The following is an 18,793-nucleotide window of genomic DNA, read 5'->3' as shown; positions in this document are numbered from 1 at the left end:
AGAGATCAGCCTTTCACGGCGCCGGCGGCGATGCCGCGCACGAACAGACGTCCGGAGACGAAATAGACGAAGAGCGGAACCGCACCGGTCAGGATCGTCGCCGCCATGTTGACGTTGTATTCCTTCACCCCCTGGACGGAGTTGACGATATTGTTGAGCTGCACGGTCATCGGGTAATATTCCGGGCGGGTGAAGACGACGCCGAACAGGAAGTCGTTCCAGATGCCGGTGATCTGCAGGATCATCGCGACGACAAAGATCGGCAGCGACATGGGCAGCATGATCTTCAGGTAGATCGTCCAGAAACCGGCCCCGTCGATGCGCGCGGCCTTGAACAGCTCTTCCGGCAGCGAGACGAAATAGTTGCGGAAGAGCAGTGTCAGGATCGGCATGCCGAAGATCGTATGGACGATCACGAGGCCGGTGAGCGTGCCGTAGATGCCCATTTCCCTGAGAACGATGACGATCGGGTAGATCATCACCTGATAGGGGATGAACGCGCCGACGATCAGGATGGTGAAGAACACCTCCGACCCCTTGAAGCGCCAGTTTGCCAGTGCATAGCCATTGATCGAGGCGATCGCGATCGAGATCACCGTCGAGGGAATGGTGATGCGCACCGAGTTCCAGAACCCGCGCGACAGTCCATCGCAATTCAGCCCCGTGCAGGCGCTGGCCCAGGCCTTGGCCCAGGGCTCGAAGGTGATTTCGACAGGCGGGGAGAAGATGTTGCCGAGCCGGATTTCCGGCATTCCCTTCAGCGAGGTAACGACCATGACGTAAAGCGGCAGCAGATAATAGAGCGCAGCGATCAGCAGCGTTCCGTAGATCATGATGTTGCGGCCGGAAAAGCTGCGCTGCGGGCGGCGGCCGCGCGGGCCGGACAGTTCGTCGCGCACGGCATCGGCGCCGGCGACTGTGATGGCGAGGGAACCGGGATTAGCCACGCTTCTTCCCTCCGAATTCGAGATAGGCCCAGGGAACGATGATGATGGCAACGGTGACCAGCATCATGGTGGAGGCGGCGAAGCCCTGGCCGAGGTTCTGCGCCTGGAACATGTAGTCGTAGACATATTTCGCCGGCACTTCCGAGGCGATGCCCGGCCCGCCGCTCGTTTGCGCGACCACCAGATCGTAGACGCGCACGATGCCCGACGCGATGATGACGAGCGTCGTGACGAAGACCGCGCGCATCATCGGGATGACGATGAAGAGATAGGTCTTCCAGGTGGGAATGCCGTCCACGCGCGCCGCCTTCCAGATCTCGCCGTCAATACCGCGCAGGCCGGCCAGCATCAGGCACATGACGAGGCCCGTGCCCTGCCAGAGCCCGGCGATCAGGATGCCGTAGATGACGATGTCGGCATTGTAGAGCGGATCGAAGGTGAAGCTCGTCCAGCCGAGCGAGCGCACGACCGACTGGATGCCGAATTCGGGATTGAGCACCCATTGCCAGACGAGGCCGGTGACGATGAAGGACAGAGCGAAGGGATAGAGAAAGATCGTGCGGAACGTATTCTCGAACCGGATCTTCTGATCCATCAGCGCGGCCAGCACGAAGCCGATCACCAGGCTGAAGATCAGCGTCAACACGCCATAGATCGCCAGATTGGTGATCGACACGGTCCAGCGCGTGGCGGCCCAGAGGCGCTCATACTGGTCGAAGCCGACAAAGGACAGCCGCGGCAGCAACTTGGAATTGGTAAAGGAATAGACGACCGTCCAGAGCGTGCCTCCGAGAAAGATCACCACGGCGGTGAGGATCATCGGGATGGAGGCGATCTTCGCATTCAGATTGCGAAACAGCTGGTTCGGCCGGCGGGCAATAGTCTGACCCGTCATGGCAAAGCGTCTCCTTGCGCGCATGTCTCGAGGGCATGGCCGCCCATCGCCTTCGCCACGCCGTGAAAGGGCGCAGGCCGGAAGCATCAGGGCGTATGATCCGCCGCCCGCATCGCCTGCGCGCGCGGGCGGCGCCGAAGCCGGCCAGGCCGGCTCCGGGCAGGAGAAGGCCTCAGTCGGCCGAGGCGATGATCTTGGCGAAGCGCTTCTGCGCGTCGGCGGCGCTCATCGAGGAGGAGAAGAACTCCGCGAACAGGTCTTCCTTCTGCTTCTGGATGTCGGCGGACATCAGCTCGTCCGTGCTCTTGAGCACATTGCCCTTGGCCAGGATGTCGAGACCCTTCTTCATGCAGTCATTGGCGGCCGCCAGATCGACATCGCCGCGCACCGGCAGCGAGCCCTTCTTGAGGTTGAAGGCGACCTGCGTGGCCGGGTTCAGCAGGGTGGAGGCGAGTGCGGCCTGCGCCTTGCTCTTGGCCTCGTCCTTCAAGAGCGGAAAGTAGAAGGCGTCACCGCCGGTGGTGATGTATTCGTTGACGCCCAGCCCCGGCAGGCAGGCATAATCCGTGCCCGCCTTCTTGCCGGCGAGCGCGAATTCGCCCTGCGCCCAGTCGCCCATGACCTGGCCGCCGGCCTTGCCGGTGATGACCATGTTGGTCGCCTGGTTCCAGTCCTGCACGTTGGTGCCCTTCGACATGCGGCGGGCATCGTCGGCAGCCTTGAAGACGGCGGCCATTTCCGGCCCGGAAATCGCGTCCGCATCCTTCTGAGCATAGACCTTCTCATAGAGGTCCTTGCCGCCGAGCGAGATCAGCAGCACGTCGAACAGGCCGGCGGACTGCCAGGCCTGACCGCCGAGCGCGAGCGGCACGATGCCGGCCTTTTCCAGCGCCGGGGCGGCCGCCACGAACTCGTTCCAGTTCTTCGGCATGCCGACGCCGGCCTTCTTGAACGCGTCGGCCGAGAGCCACAGCCACTGCCAGGAATGGATATTGACCGGCGCGCAATAGATCTTGCCGTCGATGGTGCAGCTGTCGAGCAGGCTCGCCGGGCGGATGATGTCCTTCCACTTCTCCTTCTCGGCGACATCGCTCAGGTCCCGCATCAGCCCGGCCTGTACAAGCTCCTCCGCCTGGCGGCCATGGTTGAACTGCGTCGCACCCATCGGGTCGCCGCCGGTGATGCGGCTGACCATGATCGGCCGCGCCGTGCCGCCCGATCCTGCGATGGCGCCGTCAATCCACTTGTTTCCGGTCGCGTCAAAGGCCTTGGCCAGCTCGGCAACCGCCGCAGCCTCCCCGCCCGACGTCCACCAATGCGTCACTTCGAGATCGGTCGCCCTGGCTGAAGCCAGCGGCAGAGCGACGCTTGCCGCCATTACGGCAGCCAAAATACGCAAAGTCATTGAGTCTCCTCCCTCACTGTAACGTTGCCGTAGGGAAGCTACTGAAACTTGTTGCCGCTGGCAACCGCACGATTTGGTTATTTTCTCGAGAGTCAAAAATGCAATTTCAAGACGTTTTGCCAGAAAGCCGAAATTGCGCCGCAGCATCGCAAATCGGCGTTTATTCGAGTGAATTTAACTTTATCCGGACAATGAAAGAGCGCAAAAGCACACGCTGTGACTTTGCATGCGCGAAACAAAGACCGCATCCGGAGCGTGTAGGACTGACAAAGAAAATGCTCGACAAAGCCACTACATCGTTTCAGTCTGTTCATTCGCGATGGTGCGGCCACCCTTGCGGAGACCGGCATTTGCGGGTTCATGTGACGGTGACGAAAAGCCGATCGAACCTCGATTGCGAGCGGAATCGAAATTCATGGACGAGACCAAAAGAGGCTTGGACACGAGCGCACAGACGGCGCCCCGTCCCACGCTCAAGACCATCGCCTATATGACGGGGCTGGGGATCACCACGGTCTCGCGCGCTTTGAAGGATGCACCCGACATCGGCGCCGACACCAAGGCGCGGGTGCAGCTTGTGGCGCGCCAGATCGGTTACCAGCCGAACCGGGCCGGGGTTCGCCTGCGCACCGGCAAGACCAATGTCATCAGCCTGATCCTTTCGCTGGAAGAAGAGGTGATGGGCCTGACCAGCCCGATCGTCATCGGCATTTCAGAGGTTCTGCGCGACACGCCCTATCACCTGGTCGTCACACCCTACAGCGCCTCGGGCGACAGCTTCGCCCCGGTGCGCTATGTGCTGGAGACGGGCGCGGCCGATGGTATCATCCTGTCGCGCACGGAGCCGCGCGATGCGCGCATCGCTCTGATGATGGAGCGAAACTTCCCCTTCGCCACCCATGGGCGGACGGATATGGGCTTTGCCCATCCCTTCCACGATTTCGACAACGAGCATTTCGCCTATGAGGCGGTCTGTCGCCTCGCCGCACTCGGCCGGCGCCGCATCCTGCTTCTGGAACCGCCGCCGCACCTCACCTTCCACCGCCACATGCGCGCGGGTTTCGACCGGGCGATCGCGGAAAAGGGTCTGGAGGCCGTGCCCTTCAGCGCCGCCGATATCGACGACAGCCTGGTCACCATCCGCGCGGCCTTCGAGGCGCGCCTGCGCCAGCCGAATCTTCCCGATGGCATCGTCTCCAGCAGCGCGGCCAGCGCGATCGCCGTGATTGCGGCCCTGGAAAGCGCCGGGCTGCAGCTCGGCCGGCAGATCGATATGGTCTCGAAAGTGCCGAGCGATGTGCTGGGCTGGCTTCGACCGCAAGTGATCACCATCCACGAAGACATCCGGCTGGCAGGCCGGGAGCTGGCCAAAGCCGTGCTCGGCCGGATCGCCGGACGTCCGGTGGAAACGCTGCAAAGCCTGAGCTTCAGCGGGGGTGGTGGTCAGGGATAGCAGGGGAAATGACCAATGGCCAGGAAAAGCCAGAAAACATGGCAACGCTCTTTACGTCCTCCACGCCCGCCGGCGGTCGATGATGCGGAGAAACAGGCCATCATCCATGCCTGCGAAGCCTTTATCCGGGATGTTCTGAAGCCCCGCTTCCTGCCGGAGATCCGACCGACGGAATGGAACTATCCGATCGACATCCACGGCGACTGGCGCGGGGGACGCTATCGCTTTCTCCAACGCTATCGCTCGGGCATGGCGGACAATCTCGGCGAGGACTTCGATGCGCCCTTCGCCCGCCTCGACAGGGTGGGCCCGGATCAATTCGATATCCAGTGGATGCGGCATACGGGAACGTGGTGGCGGCTGCACAGCGGTGTCACTCTCGCTCAGGCGCTGAAGCTCCTTGAGACGGACGGCCATTTGCATCCGGTATGAAACCATGGGACCGAAAGCCGACTCCCTCTTTCAGGAAAATCCGATGCACAAAGAATAATCCAGCGCACCATTCTCCAACCTCCGACGATCCCGAATGAGCGAATATCAATATTACGAATTCCTGGCCATCGACCGGCCGCTCGGACGCAGCGACAAGCAGGCTCTCAGAGCCATATCCACCCGGGCGACGATCACGGACACGCGCTTCGTCAACACCTATGGATGGGGAGATTTGAAAGGCGACCCGGCGGAGTTCATGGCGCGCTGGTTCGATCTTCACCTCTACTACGCCAATTGGGGAACGCGCCGCCTTATGCTGCGTGTCCCCAATCGCTTCATCGATGTTTCGGCCCTCGGGCCCTTTCTCGACGAGATCGACTGGGTGACGGTTCGCAAGGCCGGAGAAAATGTCATCTTCGACATTGTCAGCGATGACGACCCCGAGGACGAAGACACATTGGACGAATACGCCGAGGAGGAGGAAGCGGGTATGCTTGCATCCTTCGTGTCCTTACGAACGGATCTGATCGATGGCGACCTGCGGCTCTTTTACCTCCTTTGGCTGAAAGCCGTCGAGGATGGCGCCTATGAGGATGATGCCGTCGAGCCACGCCTGGGTGTCGGACCCCTGACACCACTGCTAACGGCGCTTGCCACATTGCTGCGGCTGGACGAAGACCTCTTGCAGGCGGCGGCCGAAGGCGGTGCGGCGCAGACAGCGACATCTCAGGATTGGGACAAGGCGGTGGCCGCTCTCTCCGATGAGGACAGGACGGCATTCCTGGTCCGCTTCCTCGAGGGCGACCCGCATGCCAGAACAGACCTCAAGCGTAGACTGAGCTCCACCTCGGCGCTTGGGAAAACGCCGCAGCGTCAGGCGCTCCGCACGGTCGGCATGCTGCGCACACGCGCAGAGAGCCATCGCCTCGATCGGCAACAGGCATGCGCTAAAGCGGAGGCCGTCAAGCGCAAACGCGCGATGGAAGAGATCGAAAAGCAGCGTCGAGAGCGTATCCGCGCCGTTGCCGCAAGGGGCGAGGCCGTCTGGCGCGATGTCGAGGAGGAGATCGCCCGGCGCAACGCCTCGGGCTATGCGAAGGCCATCGCCCTGTTACAGGATCTGAAAGCGCTTGCGGCCGAAAAGGCAGAGGCAGCGGATTTCAGGCTCAGACTGATGGCGATCCGCAAGCGCCACGCGCAGAAGGCGCGCTTTATCGAACGGTTGACCGCAGCAGAGATGGCATCGGACGATTGATCGAAGACCGTGGCACGTCAGTCTGATTGAGCTGCCTTGCCATGCAGAAAAACGTCCGACCGGGCACTCATGTGCGGCAGATGCCGGGCGCAGGCCCGGCATCTGCTCTCTTCCTCGTCTCAGGACCGCTCGGACACCAGCCCGCTGCCCCAGGGGCCGTGATGCGAATCCTGGCCGTCGACGCGGTCATAGCCATGGGCGCCGAAGAAGTCGCGCTGGGCCTGGATCATGTTCGCCGTGCCGCGGCCGCGGCGGTAGCTGTCGAAATAGCCGAGCGCGGAGGCGAGTGCTGGAACCGGCAGACCGGCGAGCACGGCCGCCGAGACCACGCGGCGCAGCGCCCCGTCGGTTTCCTGAACCATGGTGGCGAAAGCCGGGGTGACGATCAGGTTGGCGGCATCCGGCCTGTCGGTGAAGGCCTTGGTGATCTCGTCGAGGAATTGCGAGCGGATGATGCAGCCGGCGCGCCAGATCCGGGCAATCGTCGGCATGGGCAGGTTCCAGCCGAACTCCTTGGAGGCGGCGGCCATGACGGCGAAGCCCTGGGCATAGGCGCCGATCTTGGCGGCCAGCAGCGCGCTTTCGAGATCGGCGAGGAACGCCGTCCGGTCGGCGATCTCCAGCGCTGCGCCCGGCAGGCCGAGAATGCCTTCGGCCGCCACGCGTTCGTCCTTCATCGAGGAGAGGCTGCGGGCAGCTACGGCAGCTTCGATGCCGGTGGCCGGCACGCTCATGTTCTGCGCCTCGATCACCGACCACTTGCCCGTGCCCTTCTGGCCGGCGCGATCGAGGATCACATCGACGATCGGCCCGCCCGTCAGCGGATCATTGGCGTTGAGAACGGTTTCGGTGATCTCGATCAGGAAGGAGTTCAGCCGGCCCTTGTTCCAGCGGCCGAAGACCTCGCCGATCTCCTTGGCCTCCATCTTCAGGCCATCGCGCAGGATGCCGTAGATCTCGGCGATCATCTGCATGTCGGCATATTCGATGCCGTTATGGATGGTCTTGACGAAGTGTCCGGCGCCGTTCTCGCCGAGCCAGGCAACGCAGGGATCGCCATTATAGGTGGCCGCGATCGAGGTCAGCACCTTTTCGACGCGCTTCCACGACTCCTCGGTCCCGCCGACCATGATCGACGGCCCCTTGCGCGCGCCCTCCTCGCCACCGGACACGCCCATGCCGATGAAGGTCAGCTCGGAATCCTTGAGCGCGTCGAAACGGCGCATGGTGTCGCGGAAATTGGCGTTGCCGGCATCGATCATGATGTCATGCGCCTCCAGATAGGGCTTGAGCAGCTCCATCTGCTGGTCCACGGCATCGCCGGCCTTGATCATGATGATGATCGGCCGCGGCGGCTTGATCGCCGCGACGAATTCCTCGATCGTCTTGCAGGCGATCACGCGATCCTGAAGATCGCCCGCCTCGTGGAAGAATTCTTCGGTGCGCTGTGGCGTCCGGTTGAACACCGCAATCGTATTGCCCTTCTCGGCAATGTTGAGGGCCAGGTTCGAGCCCATCACCCCAAGGCCGATCAGTCCGATTTCCGCTTGTGCCACTTGAAATGCCTCCATTGAACGGGGATACGGCGCACCTCCTGTCCCACCCGCGATGAGGGCTTGTGGCGCCGCATGTCGCCTTTCCTGGCGGGCGGGCAATCCGGAACGATGGCGCGCGCGCCGCGCCAGGAGAGCGACGGGGATTTCTGGCATCTCGCCCGGCTAAGCTCAAGCGATTCTTGGCATAGCCGCGCCGAATGCGCCCCGGTCCCGATGCCGCCTCTCGCAGACAAGGACGGCGGCGGCGCCGGCGCGATCAGCCGAAAGCGCGACGATCGAGAGCCGGATCAGGACTGCAGAAAGGCGCCGTCCGGTACGCTCCGATGCTTGCGGGGGACCGGATTGTGCGCGGGGAGCAGGCCCGCCTCGCACGGAGCGTCACGCCTCAGCAGCAGCCTTTCGAGGTGGCCGGTGCATTCCACCACGACATGTGGATCGTCCGCATGGAAACGGATGAAATCGAGGAGGAAGACGATTTGCAGGCGACCCTCGATCGGATCGAGACGCGTGGCATCGACAATCGAGCGGAGAAGCACCCGCGCGCCGGCATCGAGCCGCGCCACTTCGGCCTCATCCTGAGAAAGGATTGCCTGGCTCAGCTCGGCCTGGTTGCGCCAGAAAGACTTGATCAGTGACGCAACCATCTGCCGCTCTCCCCCTTGGCACTCCCCATGCCGTGGCCTAAACGCCGCCTATAGCCAAGCAACACCTGATTTGCAACAGAGGATGCATCACTTACAGCTTGAGATTGCGCCTGATCCGCCAGCGGTCATGATACCAGAGCCACTGGCCCGGATATTCACGCACCCATTGCTCGACCTTGTCGTTGAGAAGCTGCGCCGTCGCCTCGACATCGACCGCTCCTTCCGGCTTGAGCGGAATCGCGATGGGCGGTTCCAGCTCCAGGCGGTAGCGGTTACCGGGCAGCCGGACGCAGCGGGCGGGATAGACATCGCAGCCGAACTGGCGGACGAGCTTGGCCAGCAGGGGATTGGTCTGGACCTTCTGGCCGAAGAACTGCGTGTGCAGGCCCTTCTTGAACTTCTGATCGACGAGCACGCCGATGCCCCCGCCCCGCTCGAGCTGACGGGCCAGCGCGAAGGACGATCCGGCATGCGAGGGCACCAGCGTGCCCATGCGCTTCTGGCGGAAATCGAAGATCTTCTCGGCCATGTAGGGATTGTTCGGCGGGCGAAACAGCACGGTGACATCCAGCCCGAAGGCCGAGCCGGCCACGGGCAGCATCTCGAAATTGCCCGTATGCGCTGTAAAGACGATGAAGGGGCGCGGCCGGTCGCGCAGCTCCAGAAACTGCGGGATGCCGACGACCTCGACCCGGCCGCCCGGCTTGTCCGGGTCAAAATCGAACAGCTCGTCGAGAAACACATATTCGGCCGCCATCCGGCCGATGCTGCCCCAGCTTTCCAGCGCGATTGCCTCGATCTCCGCCGCGCTCTTTTCCGGAAAGGCGTTGCGCAGATTGATCATGATCAGCCGGTGCCGCTTCAGCCGCGGCCCGATCTTGCGCGCCAGCCAATCCATCAGATTGAGCGCGGTGTCCGCAGGCAGAAGCTTCATCAGCACCAGCGGCAGGAAGGCCAGCTGCGCGATCGTCCACGCGCGGGCCCGGCGCGCACCGAGCACGAGCCGGGTGAGGATCTGGCGCACAGGGCTCATCAGAAAGCCAGCACGATCTTGCCGAAGACCTGGCGCCCTTCCATGCGCTCCAGCGCCCGCTCGATATCGTCGAAGCCGACCTGGGTGTCGATCACGGGATGGACCAGGCCGCGCGCCATCTTCTGCATGGCATCCGCCATGTTCTCCATCCGGCAGCCGAAGGAGCCGAGCAGCTTCAACTGCTGCTGGAACAGCATCATCAGGTTCATCTCGGTCGACACGCCCGAGGTCGAGCCGCAGGTGACCAGCCGGCCGCCGCGCTTCAGGCAGAGCATGGAGCCGGCCCAGGTATCCTTGCCGACATGCTCGAACACCACGTCGACGCCCTTCTTGCGGGTGAGCTTGCGCACCACGCCTTCGAAGCGGTCCGTGCGGTAGTTGATCACATGATCGGCGCCGAGCGCCCTCGCCTTCTCGATCTTGTCGTCCGAGCCGACGGTGGTGATGACAGTGCAGCCCATCTTCTTGGCAAGCTGGATGGCAGCGGTGCCGATGCCCGATCCGCCCGCATGGACGAGGATGGTCTCGCCGGGCTCCAGCTTGGCATTGTCGAACAGCATGTGCTCGACCGTGCCGAAGGTGACGGGCGCCAGCGCCGCGCCGATCGCATCGACGCCGGGCGGCGCGGGGACCAGCAGGCGGGCCGGCAGGTTCACCTTTTCCTGGGCGAAGCCATCGAGATGGAAACCATGGACGCCGGAGACATGCTCGCAGAGATTGTCGCGGCCTTCGCGGCAGGGCCGGCAGAGGCCGCAGGTGCGCGCGCCATAGATCGACACGAGCTGGCCCGGAATCACATTGGCGACGCCGGGCCCGATCTCTTCGACCACGCCGGCGGCCTCGGCGCCGATGACGAGCGGCATCTTGCGCTTGGCAAAGGCCATGCCACGCCAGCCCCAGACGTCGATATGGTTGAGCGCGACGGCCTTGACGCGCAGCGTCACCTCGCCTGCGCCGGGGGCCGGCGGCTCGGGAAGGTCTGTGACCTCAAGCTTGCGGTCGTCGAGAAGCTGGAGCGCGCGCATAGGCATGTCCTTTGAACGTGTTGTGGCGAACGTCGCGAAAGCCGCGCGTCCGCTCGCTTTTATCGGGAGCTCAGGCGGGCTCTGCGGTCATGACCAGGCTGGCATTCTGCCCGCCGAAACCGAAGGAATTCGACAGGACGGCCGTCACCTGCGCGTCGCGTTTGACGTTGGGCACGACATCGAGAACGATCGCCGGATCGGGATTGAGATAGTTGATGGTCGGCGGCAAGGTTCCCGTCTGCATCGTCTGCAGCGAAAACACCGCCTCGACCGCGCCGGCTGCCGTCAGCGTATGACCGATCATCGACTTGTTGGACGAGACCGGGATCGCGGCCAGCCCATCGGCGAACACCGCCGACATCGCGCCATATTCCATCTTGTCGTTCTCGGGCGTCGAGGTGCCATGGGCGTTGATATAGCCGATCGCATCCTCGGCAAGGCCGGCATCCTCGAGCGCCGCGCGGATCGTGGCAATGGCGGGCCCGCCATCGGGCGAGGAGCGCGTGCGGTGGAACAGGTCCGCCTTTTCGCCGCAGCCCTTGAGGATCCCATAGACGCGCGCGCCGCGGCTTAGCGCCGCTTCCAGCGATTCGAGAACGAGTGTGGCAGCGCCTTCCGCGATGACGAAGCCGTCGCGATCCCGGGTAAAGGGCTTGGAGGCGCGCTGCGGCGGATCGTTCTGGGTCGAGAGCGCGGAGAGCAGCGCGAAGCGAATGAGCGATTCCGCGCTGACGGACCCGTCGGTCGCCACGGTCAGGGCACGGTCGGTGCGGCCCTGGCGAATCGCCTCGACGCCGAGCTGGATCGCGGTCGCGCCGGAGGCGCAGGCGGTCGACAGCGTCACCGGCAGGCCGCGCGTACCGAAACGGTCGGCCAGACGCTCGGACACGGCGCCGAACAGGGCCGCCTCGTGAAAGGCGGGATCTGGCCGTTCGCGCATCGCCGCGAGAAAGCGGTCATAGGCGTCATCAGGCTTTTGCGAGGGGCCGGCGCGGTCGGCGAGCGCGAAGCGCGCGCTCCACTCCGGCTCGATCGGCGGGGCCGCGAGAAACAGCGGTCCGTTGAAATCGCTGGACATCCCCGCCTGTGCCAGAGCTTCGATCGTCGTTTCCCGGGCCATGGCATAGGAGCGCTCCACGGCATTCTGCAGGGGAAGATCGAGGAAATCGACGGTGCCGGCGATGCGGGTGGAAAGGCCGTCGGTCGGGAAGCGGGAAACGGCGTGGATGCCCGACACGCCGTCGGTCAGCGCGCGCCAGTTGTCGGCAAGGCCCTGGCCGAGCGAGGTCATCACGCCCATGCCGGTCACCGCGACGAGCGGCCGGCCAAGATGGTCACGGGTGGCACGCATGATCAAGCCTCCTGAGCTTCGGCAACGAGCAGCGCGACACCCTCGCCGCGCTGATGGCCGACCGTGGTGACGACGGCGCGGCTGGCCGGCGCGGCCATCGCGGTCTCGGCCGGATCGAAGGGCGGCACGCGGGCGCCGCACTGGAGCGCGAGCGCGGCCAGCGCCAGGCCGAGCGGGAACTGCGCCTCCAGCGAATGGCCGGCAAGCCCGCCATAGGCGCGAAGGGCCGCGCCGGGCAGGACATGGTCGAGAACGGACTTTTCGCGTTCGGCCAGGGCGACCATGCCGCTGGCGCCGGAGAAGATCAGCGTCTCGCCACCCTCACCCTTTGCCGGTTCCAGCAGGCGCTCCAGCCGGCGTTCCATCCGCCCTTCGTCGCGCAGGCCGCGATCCCCGGCAATCTCTGAAATCTGGGCATAGATCTGCGCGCCGCGCGCCTGGGCATGCGCCCGCGATTCCAGCACCAGAAAGGCGCCGACGGTGCCCATGATCATGCCACCGCCCTCGCCTTCCGCGCGCGACCAGAGCGGCAGCCAGCGATGGAGGCTGTGCGCGCCGATCGCCTCGACCAGCAGCAGCATGTCCGCCCGCTCGGCGCTGAAGGCGCCGCCCACCAGCGTGTGGGTCGACTGCCCGGCGCGGATGCGGTGGAAGGCTGTTTCGACGGCCGAAATCCCGGCGGCTTCCTCGCCCATGAAGGTTCGCGAGGAGCCCGTGACCTTGTGGACGATGGAGATATTGCCGGCCATCAGATTGGAAAGCTGAGCCAGGAACAGAGTGGGGCGCAGTTCGGTTGTCAGCTTTTCGTTGAGAAGCTGCTCGCGATCGTTGCGCTTCAAGGCCTCGTCGACGATCAAGCTGTCCACCTTGATGTCGCGCTCGCCACCGCCGGCGGCCACGATCATGTCCATGCTGCCGCAGGCGTCGGTGTCGTCCTTCAGGCCGGCATCCTCCAGCGCCAGCCCGGCGGTGAAGACACCGAGCCGCTGCCAGTTCTCCATCTGCCGTTGGTCGCCGCGCTTGGGGATCTGCTGCGACCAGTCGATCGCCGGCAGCGGATGCACGGGATAGGGGGCGAGCTTTTCCAGCTCGACCACCGGCTCGGGCGCCACGGGCGCCGTCAGCAGCGCGCGATGCGGCGCGATGCCGACACCCTGGCTGGTGACGATGCCGATGCCGGTGATGACGACATCCCTGCCCGCCTGCCTCGTGTCCGTCTGCGTGCTATCCGTCTGCGTCATGGATGTTAAGCTCCTTGGGCGGCGGCAAGCGCAGCCTGAAGGCCGATTTCCTCGGCCCGCGCCAGAACGGCGGGGCCGAGCGGCACCTGATCGAACGAAACTGTCTTGAGCTTGAGCTGGGCGTCCGCCACCTTGCGGCCGCTAACCTCGATCCTCGCCTTGGTCACGGCAAAGCCGGAGCCATCATGTTCGAGGCGCGCCTCGATCGAAAGCTCGGCGCCCGGCTCGACGAAGCTGCGCAGCTTGGCGCCATCCACCGACATCAGAAAGGGCATGGCCGAAAAGCCGGTCTTGGCCAGCACCAGAAGGCCGGAGGCCTGGGCCATGGTCTCGATCAGCAGCACGCCGGGAACCAGCGGATAGCCGGGAAAATGGCCATCGAACACGGGGCTCTGCATCGGCACGGTGGAGTGCGCCGTCAGCACGCCGGCCTCGGCATCCGCCGTTTCCACACGGTCGATCATCTGGAAATATTCGAGAAGCATGCGGGTCCGATCCCGTTGCGCCCTCCGGTCCGGCATCCGGGCAGGAACCGGGGCCAAGCCAGAGGCAGCACAACATTCTTCGCCTTCGGCTTGCGCAGGTGGAAGCTCAAGGCGCCTTAACGCTGAAAAACGGCGATGCCGATGGCGCCGCCGTCAAGGATGAGAAATTTGTCCGCCGAACAGCGTGTAAACGCCAGCGCAGGCCGCCATGCGAGGCTTGCGATGGCAGTCCGCACTGTCCGGGAGCGTCCTGCTCTAGGAAAGCGGAGGGCAGCCTGTCAAGCCGGCGCCTGTCCGGCAGGCCGGCTGCAGCGCCCGCGCTCAGCCCTTGGCGGCGCGCAGCGCGTCGATCTTGGCGCAGAGGTTCTTCAGGACGAAGTATTCCTCGGTCGAAACCTTGCCTTCGTTGACGTCCTGCGTCCACTGCTCGAGCGGGATCTTGATGCCGAATTCCTTGTCGATCGCGAAAACGATGTCGAGGAAATCCAGGCTGTCGATGCCCAGGTCGTCGATCGTGTGGCTTTCGGGGGTGATGGTCTCGCGGTCGATTTCGCTCGTTTCGGCGATGATATCGGCGACCTTGTCAAATGTTGCAGTCACGCTCAAACCTCTTCGTTATCTCGCATTTGCGCTGACCTATAGAAACTTGCGCGGCAAAAGCCAATGGCCTGTGCGCCGACCCCACAATTCTGCGCGGTGTCGGCAGGCATCACGGCAGAACAAGGACAAGAACAAGCACGGTCACCGTCAGCAGGCTGCAGGCCGCATAAAAGATCGAGACGCCTCGTTCGATATCCGCGCGCGTCGCCTCGCCCCGTCCTGCGCCGTTCATCATCGGCTCCTCGACACGTTGTCCACCATAGATGCGCGGGCCGGCGAGGCGGATGTCCAGTGCGCCGGCCATCGCCGCCTCCGGCCAGCCGGAATTGGGCGAGCGGTGAAGACCGGAATCGCGCAGGCCCACCGACAGGGCATTCAGCGCCGCCCTTCGCCCCGCCACCCATGCGGCGCCCGCCGCCAGCAGAAACATCGACAGGCGCGCCGGAACGAGATTGGCCGCGTCGTCGAGCCGCGCCGCGGCCCAGCCAAAGGCCAGATAACGCTCGTTCTTATGGCCGATCATCGAATCGGCCGTGTTCAGCATCTTGTAGGCCATGAGGCCCGGCAGGCCTGCCAGGAGATACCAGAAGGCCGGCGCCACCACGCCATCGGAAAAATTTTCCGCCAAGCTCTCGATCGCGGCGCGGCAGACCGCCGGCGCATCGAGATGGGCGGGATCGCGGCCGACGATCATCGACACGGCCTGGCGCCCGCCCTCCAGCCCGTCCCGGCGCAATCCTTCGGCCACGGCCAGAACATGGTCGGCAAGGCTCTTCTGCGCCAGCAACACGAAGACGACGAGCCCCTCGAGGAGGCCGCCGCCAAGCGGGCTGGCAAGGGCGAAGAGGCGGTGAAGCAGGAGTCCGAGTCCAGCGGCCATCAACAGCAGAACCACGATCGCCAGCACGCCGGCGCGCCGGCGGGTGGCAAAAGAGGCATGGCCGCGGTTCAGCAGGCGCTCGGCCCGGGAGATCGCCGCGCCGAAAAAGACGACGGGATGCGGCAGACGGCGCCAGAGCCAGTCGGGATCGCCGATCAGCCGGTCGAGCAGGAGCCCGATGACGAGGATAACGGCACGGCTCAATATGCCGACTCCTGTGCTGACGCCGGGACCGGACCCGGGGCCGCAAGCGCATCGCACAGCGCCGTGCCGAACCGCAGATCCGCCTGGGCGGAGGGCGCAAGCCCGATGCGCAGCCAGGTCGGCTGCTCCTCGAAGCGCCGGGTGAGGATATGGAGCCGCGCGAGGCGCTCATGCACCAGCCGCGCATCCGGCACCTCGATCAGGCGAAACAGCGGCGTGCCGCCGAGATGACGCACCTTGGCTGCCGAAAGCGCCATGTCGAGCCCCTGCGAGCGGCGCAGAATGCGCGCCCGGATCGCCCCGGCATCGCCGCGCATCAGAGCCGCGCCGACCGCCAGCGCCGGACCGGAGACCGACCAGGGGCCGAGAAGATGGTCGAGCCGCAGAAGAAGCGCGGGCTCGGCCAGAACGAAGCCCAGCCGGATGCCGGCAAAGCCGAAGAACTTGCCGAGCGAGCGCAGCACGATCAGGCCGGGCCTGTGCCCGGCATGGCCGGCCAGGCTCTCCTGCGGGGCCACATCGGCAAAGGCCTCGTCCACCACCAGCATGCTGCCTTGGGCCGAAAGCCGGTCGGCCAGCGCCAGCAGCGTGGCGGCCGGCAGCAGGCGGCCGGTCGGATTGTTGGGATTGACGATGACCACCAGCCGGTGCTCCGCGCTAATCATGTCGAGATCCGTGACGAGATCGACAGCATGGCCGGCGGCCTGAAAGACGCGGCGATATTCGCCATAGGTCGGCGCGAGGATCGCCACGCGGCCGCCGCCCGCAAGCAGGGCCGGCAGGCTCTGAATGGCGGCCTGCGTGCCGGCGACCGGCAGCGGGAGGAGCGCGCCGGTGCCGTAAAAATCCCGCGCGGCATGGCGCGCCTCAAGCACGGCGCTCTCGTCGGGCAGCCGGTGCCAGGCCTCGGGGCCGATCGGCGGCAGGCCGGGCGGGCATGGGTTGAGCCCGGTCGACAGATCCAGCCAGTCGCCGCGCCGTCCGCCATAGTGGCGCAAGGCCGCCGTCAGGCCGCCTCCATGAAGGATCGGCGGCGGCGTCAGATCGGGGATCAGGCCGGAAAACGGAGCATCCGTCATGCCATACCCCCTGGCGTCATTTCCCCGAATGTCATGTGCCCGAATGCCGGCGCAGCCGCGGCGAGGCCTTCCTCCTCGCGCCGATCGATCAGATGCATGAAAGAGCCGGCGACGCGATCGCGGCGCAGCCCCACAGGACCGATCGGCTGTCCCGACGCATCCTGCGCCAGGAACAGGCGCTCGGCAGACCCTTCCGAGACGATGCTGGCATAATGAAATTCATGCGCCATCAGGGCACCTTCAAAAAAGCTGTCATCGACAGGCTGGAGACGGCGGTAGCCGAGATGGCGCCGACGCTGGGCAAAGCTGGTGACGACAGGCAGAAGGCCGAGCATGGGATGGGAAACGCCCTGCGCATCGACGATCGCCTCTCCCAGAACCATATAGCCGCCGCATTCGCCGAAGATGCGCGCTCCGCGCACCTTCGCCGCCGCCATGCCCGCGTGAAACGCGCCATTGCCCGAAAGCCGCAGCGCGTGCAGCTCGGGATAGCCGCCCGGCAGATAGACGGCATCGGCGCGCGCCTCCGGCCCTTCATCCGCCAGGGGCGAAAAGAAGGAGAGTTCCGCGCCCTGACGCCGCCAGTCCTCCAGAAGATGCGGATAGGAAAAGGCAAAGGCGAGATCGCGCGCGACGGCTACATGCTGCCCCGGTGGCGCCAGCCCCGCGACCGGCGTCGCCGCCTCCCGGCCGCCCGCAGCCAGCGCAAGGATGCTCTGGAGATCGCAGCCTTCCGCCACACGCTGGGCGGCGTGGTCGATGAAGGCGTCGAGGTCCGCCTGCTCGCCCGCCTGCACCAGGCCGAGGTGACGCTCCGGCAGGCGCAGGGCAGGATCCGTACGCAGGCAGCCGAGCACGCGCACGCCTGCCGCATCCAGCGCACCGGTGAGCATCGCCGCATGCTTGTCGCTGCCGACGCGGTTGAGGATGACGCCACCGAAGCGCAAATCCTGGCGGAAGCCGGAATAGCCCATGACCAGGGCCGCCACGGACTGCGCCATGCGCCCGCAATCGACCACGAAAACGACCGTCAGATCGAGCAGCGCCGCCAGATCGGCGGGCGATCCCCGCCCGTCCATGGCGGCATCGTGCAGCCCCATCATCGCCTCGATCACCAGCGTCCTGCCACCAGCGGCATGCCGGTCGGCATTGGAGCGCAGCAGCGCGGGGCGCATGGCCCAGGGATCGAAATTCAGGCAGAGCGTGCCCGAGGCCGCCGCGTGGAAGGCGGGATCGATATAATCCGGCCCGGCCTTGCCCGGCGCCAGCGCGACGCCACGCTGCCTCAGTGCCCGCAACAGGCCGAGCGTCACGGTGGTCTTGCCCGAGCCCGAGGACGGCGCGGCGATCAGAAGGCCGCTCATGCGCGCGAGCTCCCCGTGGTCTGCGTGAAACCTTCGGCGGAAAGAACCCGGCCGGACAGCGCGCCCAGCCAGTCCAGCGCGCCGCGCAGCCGCACCACCTCGCCCAGAACCACGATGGCCGGCGGCTCCAGCCCGGCGGCGGTCGCGGCCTCGGCGGCGGCGGCGAGCGTGGTTTCGAGCACACGCTGCTGCGCCGTGCTCGCATGGCAGACCACGGCCACCGGCTCCTCCGGCCGGCGCCCGGCCTTGAGCAGCTCCGCCGCGATCCGGTCCAGATGCTTCATCGCCATATACATGACGATGACGGGCGAGCCCCGGGCCACGCCCTGCCAGTCGATCTGCGCAGGCACGATGCCATGGGCGTCATGGCCGGTGAGAAAGGTCACGGCCTGTGTCATGTCCCTGTGGGTCACGGGAATGCCGGCATAGGCGAGGCCGCCAATGCCGGCGGAGACGCCGGGCACCACGCGGAAGGGGATATCGTGCTCCACCAGCGTCAGCGCCTCCTCTCCACCCCGGCCGAAGACGAAGGGATCGCCGCCTTTGAGCCTGAGGACGCGCAGACCCGCGCTCGCGAGCTCCACCAGCCGCAGCGAGATGTCGCGCTGCTTGGGCGAGGGTTTTCCGCCGCGCTTGCCGGCAAACTCCAGGCGGGCATCGGGGCGGGCATGCGCCAGGCAGGCGGAATCGACCAGCGCATCGTGCACGATCACATCGGCCTGCCGCAGAGCGTTCAGCGCATGCAGGGTCAGAAGGCCGGGGTCGCCTGGCCCGGCGCCCACCAGCCAGACATGGCCGGGCTCCAGCACCGGCATGCCGGCAAAAAGCCCGTCGCTCATGCCGCACCGTCCATGACGCCGAGAGCATGGAGGGAAAAATCACATGCGATTGCACATCCTGACTCAACGCATGAATTCGCGCATCCGACATCCAAGGAAACAGGC

Annotated in this window: 18 protein-coding genes; 4 read left to right on the top strand and 14 right to left on the bottom strand. The window is 65.4% G+C overall.

The genetic code is table 11. The annotated features are described in order from the left end of the window. Positions 1–5: 5 nt before the first annotated feature. The 3 genes from BJF92_RS04900 to BJF92_RS04890 form a co-directional block, all read right to left on the bottom strand. Positions 6–833: a carbohydrate ABC transporter permease gene (locus BJF92_RS04900; RefSeq protein WP_425356376.1), complete on the bottom strand. Its 828-nt coding sequence runs from the start codon at positions 831–833 to the stop codon at positions 6–8. A 106-nt stretch (positions 834–939) separates the two neighbouring features. Continuing rightward, positions 940–1,842 carry a carbohydrate ABC transporter permease gene (locus BJF92_RS04895; protein WP_075633640.1) on the bottom strand — a complete coding sequence of 301 codons (903 nt, stop codon included), beginning with the start codon at positions 1,840–1,842 and terminating at the stop codon, positions 940–942. Between the two features lie 172 nt (positions 1,843–2,014). After that, entirely contained in the window at positions 2,015–3,247 is a 1,233-nt protein-coding gene (locus BJF92_RS04890; RefSeq protein ID WP_075633639.1) for an ABC transporter substrate-binding protein, read from the bottom strand. A 415-nt stretch (positions 3,248–3,662) separates the two neighbouring features. Between BJF92_RS04890 and BJF92_RS04885 the strand changes: the two genes are divergently transcribed. The 3 genes from BJF92_RS04885 (at position 3,663) to BJF92_RS04875 (ending at position 6,387) form a co-directional block, all read left to right on the top strand. Further along, on the top strand, positions 3,663–4,700 hold the full coding sequence (locus tag BJF92_RS04885; RefSeq protein ID WP_075633638.1) for a LacI family transcriptional regulator: 1,038 nt from the start codon (positions 3,663–3,665) through the stop codon (positions 4,698–4,700). A gap of 15 nt (positions 4,701–4,715) precedes the next feature. Then, positions 4,716–5,132 carry a DUF3024 domain-containing protein gene (locus tag BJF92_RS04880; protein ID WP_075633637.1) on the top strand — a complete coding sequence of 139 codons (417 nt, stop codon included), beginning with the start codon at positions 4,716–4,718 and terminating at the stop codon, positions 5,130–5,132. Positions 5,133–5,388: 256 nt separating this feature from the next. Next, positions 5,389–6,387: a hypothetical protein gene (locus BJF92_RS04875; protein WP_245294659.1), complete on the top strand. Its 999-nt coding sequence runs from the start codon at positions 5,389–5,391 to the stop codon at positions 6,385–6,387. A 119-nt stretch (positions 6,388–6,506) separates the two neighbouring features. On the opposite strand, the gene gndA is transcribed toward BJF92_RS04875, so the two are convergent. Beyond that, entirely contained in the window at positions 6,507–7,943 is a 1,437-nt protein-coding gene (gene gndA / locus BJF92_RS04870; RefSeq protein WP_075633940.1) for an NADP-dependent phosphogluconate dehydrogenase, read from the bottom strand. A 323-nt stretch (positions 7,944–8,266) separates the two neighbouring features. Between gndA and BJF92_RS24970 the strand changes: the two genes are divergently transcribed. Further along, positions 8,267–8,578, top strand: a complete 312-nt coding sequence (locus tag BJF92_RS24970; protein ID WP_143523894.1) for a hypothetical protein — start codon at positions 8,267–8,269, stop codon at positions 8,576–8,578. Between the two features lie 100 nt (positions 8,579–8,678). Here BJF92_RS24970 and BJF92_RS04860 read toward each other — a convergent pair whose 3' ends face one another. From BJF92_RS04860 to cobA, 10 genes are all read right to left on the bottom strand, one after another. After that, positions 8,679–9,620 carry a lipid A biosynthesis lauroyl acyltransferase gene (locus BJF92_RS04860; protein WP_075633634.1) on the bottom strand — a complete coding sequence of 314 codons (942 nt, stop codon included), beginning with the start codon at positions 9,618–9,620 and terminating at the stop codon, positions 8,679–8,681. Next, on the bottom strand, positions 9,620–10,645 hold the full coding sequence (locus BJF92_RS04855) for a zinc-binding dehydrogenase (RefSeq protein WP_075633633.1): 1,026 nt from the start codon (positions 10,643–10,645) through the stop codon (positions 9,620–9,622). Before BJF92_RS04855 ends, BJF92_RS04860 begins: the two co-directional genes overlap by 1 nt. A gap of 70 nt (positions 10,646–10,715) precedes the next feature. Further along, positions 10,716–11,996, bottom strand: coding sequence for a beta-ketoacyl-ACP synthase (locus BJF92_RS04850; RefSeq protein WP_075633632.1), 1,281 nt, complete (start codon positions 11,994–11,996; stop codon positions 10,716–10,718). A gap of 2 nt (positions 11,997–11,998) precedes the next feature. After that, positions 11,999–13,237: a beta-ketoacyl-ACP synthase gene (locus BJF92_RS04845; RefSeq protein WP_075633631.1), complete on the bottom strand. Its 1,239-nt coding sequence runs from the start codon at positions 13,235–13,237 to the stop codon at positions 11,999–12,001. Positions 13,238–13,242: 5 nt separating this feature from the next. Then, entirely contained in the window at positions 13,243–13,722 is a 480-nt protein-coding gene (locus BJF92_RS04840; RefSeq protein ID WP_075633630.1) for a 3-hydroxyacyl-ACP dehydratase FabZ family protein, read from the bottom strand. A gap of 321 nt (positions 13,723–14,043) precedes the next feature. Then, positions 14,044–14,322, bottom strand: coding sequence for an acyl carrier protein (locus BJF92_RS04835; protein ID WP_075626524.1), 279 nt, complete (start codon positions 14,320–14,322; stop codon positions 14,044–14,046). Positions 14,323–14,431: 109 nt separating this feature from the next. Continuing rightward, positions 14,432–15,406 carry an adenosylcobinamide-phosphate synthase CbiB gene (gene cbiB, locus BJF92_RS04830; RefSeq protein WP_075633629.1) on the bottom strand — a complete coding sequence of 325 codons (975 nt, stop codon included), beginning with the start codon at positions 15,404–15,406 and terminating at the stop codon, positions 14,432–14,434. Continuing rightward, a complete protein-coding gene (gene cobD, locus BJF92_RS04825) occupies positions 15,403–16,485 on the bottom strand; it encodes a threonine-phosphate decarboxylase CobD (protein WP_075633628.1) in 1,083 nt (360 codons plus the stop codon). Before cobD ends, cbiB begins: the two co-directional genes overlap by 4 nt. Continuing rightward, complete coding sequence (locus tag BJF92_RS04820; RefSeq protein WP_075633627.1) at positions 16,482–17,849, bottom strand: cobyrinic acid a,c-diamide synthase CobB; 1,368 nt, start codon at positions 17,847–17,849, stop codon at positions 16,482–16,484. Before BJF92_RS04820 ends, cobD begins: the two co-directional genes overlap by 4 nt. Next, positions 17,846–18,688 (bottom strand): uroporphyrinogen-III C-methyltransferase, encoded by an 843-nt coding sequence (gene cobA / locus BJF92_RS04815; protein ID WP_075633626.1) that lies wholly within the window; start codon positions 18,686–18,688, stop codon positions 17,846–17,848. Before cobA ends, BJF92_RS04820 begins: the two co-directional genes overlap by 4 nt. Positions 18,689–18,793 lie beyond the last annotated feature (105 nt).

The sequence above is a fragment of the Xaviernesmea rhizosphaerae genome (assembly GCF_001938945.1).
In the GTDB taxonomy this organism is placed as follows: domain Bacteria; phylum Pseudomonadota; class Alphaproteobacteria; order Rhizobiales; family Rhizobiaceae; genus Xaviernesmea; species Xaviernesmea rhizosphaerae.
Note: the sequence above shows the minus strand (reverse complement) of the source record. Positions and strands in the feature narration are given on the sequence as shown.

Coding starts and splice junctions, on each gene's coding strand:
- BJF92_RS04900 (WP_425356376.1), bottom strand. CDS start 833: ATGATCTACGGAACGCTGCTGATCGCTGCGCTCTATTATCTGCTGCCG.
- BJF92_RS04895 (WP_075633640.1), bottom strand. CDS start 1,842: ATGACGGGTCAGACTATTGCCCGCCGGCCGAACCAGCTGTTTCGCAAT.
- BJF92_RS04890 (WP_075633639.1), bottom strand. CDS start 3,247: ATGACTTTGCGTATTTTGGCTGCCGTAATGGCGGCAAGCGTCGCTCTG.
- BJF92_RS04885 (WP_075633638.1), top strand. CDS start 3,663: ATGGACGAGACCAAAAGAGGCTTGGACACGAGCGCACAGACGGCGCCC.
- BJF92_RS04880 (WP_075633637.1), top strand. CDS start 4,716: ATGGCCAGGAAAAGCCAGAAAACATGGCAACGCTCTTTACGTCCTCCA.
- BJF92_RS04875 (WP_245294659.1), top strand. CDS start 5,389: ATGGCGCGCTGGTTCGATCTTCACCTCTACTACGCCAATTGGGGAACG.
- BJF92_RS24970 (WP_143523894.1), top strand. CDS start 8,267: ATGCTTGCGGGGGACCGGATTGTGCGCGGGGAGCAGGCCCGCCTCGCA.
- BJF92_RS04860 (WP_075633634.1), bottom strand. CDS start 9,620: ATGAGCCCTGTGCGCCAGATCCTCACCCGGCTCGTGCTCGGTGCGCGC.
- BJF92_RS04855 (WP_075633633.1), bottom strand. CDS start 10,645: ATGCGCGCGCTCCAGCTTCTCGACGACCGCAAGCTTGAGGTCACAGAC.
- BJF92_RS04850 (WP_075633632.1), bottom strand. CDS start 11,996: ATGCGTGCCACCCGTGACCATCTTGGCCGGCCGCTCGTCGCGGTGACC.
- BJF92_RS04845 (WP_075633631.1), bottom strand. CDS start 13,237: ATGACGCAGACGGATAGCACGCAGACGGACACGAGGCAGGCGGGCAGG.
- BJF92_RS04840 (WP_075633630.1), bottom strand. CDS start 13,722: ATGCTTCTCGAATATTTCCAGATGATCGACCGTGTGGAAACGGCGGAT.
- cobD (WP_075633628.1), bottom strand. CDS start 16,485: ATGACGGATGCTCCGTTTTCCGGCCTGATCCCCGATCTGACGCCGCCG.
- BJF92_RS04820 (WP_075633627.1), bottom strand. CDS start 17,849: ATGAGCGGCCTTCTGATCGCCGCGCCGTCCTCGGGCTCGGGCAAGACC.
- cobA (WP_075633626.1), bottom strand. CDS start 18,688: ATGAGCGACGGGCTTTTTGCCGGCATGCCGGTGCTGGAGCCCGGCCAT.